This is a genomic window from Pseudomonadota bacterium, assembly GCA_026388215.1.
GTDB lineage: Bacteria > Desulfobacterota > Syntrophorhabdia > Syntrophorhabdales > Syntrophorhabdaceae > JAPLKF01.
The window spans coordinates 1-3,907 of the sequence record JAPLKF010000231.1 but is presented as its reverse complement, the minus strand read 5'-3'; the positions used below and the strand labels follow the sequence as shown (position 1 = coordinate 3,907).

Genomic DNA, 3,907 nt, shown 5'->3' with positions numbered 1-3,907 from the left:
AATTTCCCCGGCCAATCTCAATATATATTCACCATAGGGCAATACCATTCCAATAAGGCTCATTGGCATTGCAAGGATACACATAAGCGGGATGGCAATAATGTTATGAATAACAGAAAATGGGTTTATACCATAAAAGTGATATATAACGATTGGAAGGGTCCCAAGGGTTGCCGATATTGTTGTAAGAATGGAAAAAAGAAACCACTTCGCCATTTTATTTACAATCCTTATCAATGAAAAGAACTTTTCTGTAAATATCACGATAAACAGGACACTCATAAAGGTCAGTTGAAAGGAGGGTGTAAAGAGAGAATGGGGATAAACAAGGAGTATTATAAGGGCGCTCAAGGCAATTGTGTTTATGATATTTCTGCCCCGTTCAAAGAAGAGGGAGAACATATAGACAGTTATCATAATAGTAGCCCTGATGATAGGTATGCCTGAACCGGCAATCAACATGAACATAAATGCAAAGGGAATCGTTATTAGAGCGGCATATTTTATATCATCCCCTCTATGTCTCAGAACCGAGACCCTTCTTATGAGAAACCTTGCAATGAAAAAGAAGAAGGCTGTGACAATACCTATGTTAGAGCCAGATATTGCGAGTATATGGGAGGTACCTGTCCTTAAAAAAAGTGTTTTTGTGTCTTCATCGAGACCTGTAGTATCACCGATGGTCAGCGCCTTAATTACGCTTGCATACTTAGCGCCTGATATCTCTATCCTTTCTTTAAGCCGATTTCTCCACGCATGTACCAGGTTTTTTCCGGGGGCAACTGAAATCAATGTCCCCCTCACCTCATAGGATATGCCTTCTAATCTTTTCAGCCATTTCCATGTGGTTAAATATGGATTCTTGAATGTGAGGTTCAACTCCTTTGCCTGTCCGAATATCCTGATTTTATCGTTTATGTTGAGGTTGTCAGCTGTTCTGAAGATTGCCTTGACGCCATCCATGTTTTCAGGTTTAGAGAGCCTTATGATCTTTGTGTTAACGGATGTTTCTATTATTAGACCTTCATAGATTGCTTTATCTTCGTCAATGATTATGGCTGGTTGTTCCATTATCACAATCCCCACCCTTACCATACCTATCAACATGAAACAGATAAAGGTGAGGAGAATGGCGAGATTATGCCTTTTACGGATGATGAGTGGGATGAATGGCGCCAAAACAAGGATAAGGATGATTAGAGATTTAAGAGGGAAGGGGTGTATGGCTTGAATATAGATACCGGAGATGAAGGAGAGGATGGCAATTACGAACAAGCTTCCTGAATGCCTTTTAGATATGCATGAACATTCATGCCAAGGTCAGGTATGTAGTAACCACCTTCAAGAACAGAGAAAAAATGTGGGTTGGAAGAGACAAGTAAATTGCCAATCCTTTTATAGTCTTCTGTAAGGAGCAATCCGCCCCAATCCCTGATGTACATGTCGAATCCAGCAGAACATCCCAGTATATCAAATTTTGAGGCATCTTTTAGTGCATCCTCAAGTTGTTTAAAGAAATCCACTTTCGAGTATGCATCAATGTTTCTGAAAGCTATATGCTCGTCTTCTTTAACGATATCGAATGTTCCGTTCCCGTAGTGGAGGTCTATATCAACGATAAGGGCACTGTGAATAAGACCCCGGGATAAGAGCCTTTTTATAGCTATAGCCATATTGTTGAAAAAGCAGAAACCCCCATTAAAGTTGTATCCTGCATGATGACCGGGTGGCCTGATGAGCGCAAAGGCAGGGTTTTGTAAAGATATCTCAGCTGCTTTTATTGCCCCGCCTGCTGCCTTTTTTGCAACTTCAAAGACTTCACCACCTCGTTCAACAGATTTTATTAAAGACTCACTGTGACACAGTCTGAGGTCAGAGATGGTGCAAGGTTCTGGGTCTATAAAATCTGTAATGTCTTTGATCCTGAAATAGATTTCTGTAACCCTGTCAGGGTTTTCGCAATCAACAGTCCTGTAGTCTGTGAGAAATTCCTCGCTATATAGCGTCTGTATCCTTTCCATAACACCTTTTAACCATAAAGTATAATTTAAGTCAACAAAAGGCGATTTTACTGTTCACTCATCAGTATTTTTCTTATGTGTTAGTTTCTTTATTGTGATTCTTATAAAGGCATATATCGTTATCAGTGCGGCAATAAAAAAGAGTATTTTGTATAGATTGTTGCTAAGGTAGACAAACCAGGTAATGCTGTTTCTGAGGTAATTATGCCAGTCTGTTTCGAGTTCCTCAAAGGTCATAAGAAGAGTCATCTGGATCGCTCTGTGCGCTTCATAACCATTTCTAATATTATTTAATATTTGCAATAACCCTGTGGTGCCAAACCTCATATCGATATACTCCACCATGCTTTTACTTTCTTCGTAGGCGAGTAAAAGAGAATTCTTATCCTGAGGAAAGTTTACAGACAAGTCCTCAAATCTTAGAAATCTCTCAGATAGCACGGCTTCATCGAGGGCTGAATATTTTGTATCTGAGATAATCTCTGCCATGCCACTACTTGCCCACTGTGAAACCCCTTCATTGAGCCATTTTGGTAAGTCGTTTTTAATATAATGGTGGAGGAGAACGTGACATAATTCATGTTTTAGAGTGGTATCGAGTTTAAAATGTTGTACGCCCATTTTTGAATAATCGATTACTATGAGGTATCTTTCAGGAATGGCGAAGGCTACAATAATGTCACTACCTGCCATCCTCTGGAAGGTACTGCTGCTTTTTATCAGTAACACTACAGGCTGGAATTCAATTTTCCATTCAAGGGTTTTTTCCAGTTCCATCTTGGCAGTTGGATATATGGCTACTAAATCTTTTGCCGCATTTAAAAGGGGTTTTTCGAATTGAACAGTAATTGCACTACTCTTTATGGTATCAATCTCTTCCCCGGCATTTTTTGCGTAAAGCGGGTGAGGAAGGCTAATAGAGAAAACAACAATACATATAAGGATATATAAAAAAACTATTGTTATTCCCTGTGCTAAAAATTGTGTTTTTCTTTTCATTGAGATGAGGCTCTTAATGAAAGGATACCAGCAAGGATAAAAATAGGCAAGAGATTGAGTTTTTAGTAAAGGGGTTAGTTATTCAAAATATTTATGATAGATGATTTCCAGCGCCTTTTTTACTTCTTTGCGGAATTGTTCGTAATGGTTCATCAATTCGAGGCCTGATGGGGTGATTATAGAACCTCCGCCGGAAGTCCCTCCTACCTTCCTTTCAAGGAGTGAAAACCCGAGTTTTTCCTCAATCGCCTTACGGTAGGACATTTTCATCTCCATAGCTGCCTTGTGGAGGGAACCTGTTTTTTTGATCCTTTTTAGAAGCTGGTAAGGACCCTCCCCAAATGCCTTGCCATTATTATCAAGCCAGACCTTATAGGCAACCTTCATTCAATAACTCCGCAACGTTATTTCACATCGACATGAGCCATTGTAATTAATAATCACAGATGTGTCAAGATATTGTACTCTTCCACCACATATGAGACAAACCAGAGGGGTAATTAACATATATAATGCCTTATCTTGCAAAATTGCAATGGTGTTTTATACCCATTACCTAACTCTTTTAACCATGGTATAGTGCGAAAAACGCGATAGTACCTATGCCCAAAAGGATAAGACCAAACTGTGCCATGCCGACTTTCAGCGCTGGGTTTCGATGTAGGCCGGGGATGAGATCTGCAAGCGCAATATAGATAAAACTTGCTGCTGAAATGGCAAGAACGTATGGTATAGCAGCCTGCGCTGTCTTGAGGGAAAAATAGGCGATCACTGCACCAAGCAACGAGGCAGCCTGCGAGAGAAGGTTGTAAAAAAATGCCTTTTGCCTTGTATAGCCGCTTTCAAGGAGAATTGCAAAATCACCCATTTCCTGTGGAATTTCATGG

The 3,907-nt window shown here is 39.9% G+C and carries 5 protein-coding genes; all 5 read right to left on the bottom strand.

Annotated features, from left to right (window positions below; all coding sequences use genetic code 11):
* On the bottom strand, positions 1 to 1,275 hold a 1,275-nt coding region (locus tag NTU69_11470; GenBank protein MCX5804127.1), incomplete at its 3' end, for a ComEC/Rec2 family competence protein.
* Entirely contained in the window at positions 1,266 to 2,021 is a 756-nt protein-coding gene (locus tag NTU69_11465; GenBank protein ID MCX5804126.1) for a histone deacetylase family protein, read from the bottom strand. The genes NTU69_11465 and NTU69_11470, both read right to left, overlap by 10 nt.
* Positions 2,022 to 2,075: 54 nt before the next feature.
* Positions 2,076 to 3,020 carry a peptidase MA family metallohydrolase gene (locus NTU69_11460; protein MCX5804125.1) on the bottom strand — a complete coding sequence of 315 codons (945 nt, stop codon included), beginning with the start codon at positions 3,018 to 3,020 and terminating at the stop codon, positions 2,076 to 2,078.
* Between the two features lie 78 nt (positions 3,021 to 3,098).
* Positions 3,099 to 3,407, bottom strand: a complete 309-nt coding sequence (locus NTU69_11455) for a molybdenum-binding protein (protein MCX5804124.1) — start codon at positions 3,405 to 3,407, stop codon at positions 3,099 to 3,101.
* Positions 3,408 to 3,585: 178 nt separating this feature from the next.
* On the bottom strand, positions 3,586 to 3,907 hold a 322-nt coding region (locus tag NTU69_11450), incomplete at its 5' end, for a ZIP family metal transporter (GenBank protein ID MCX5804123.1).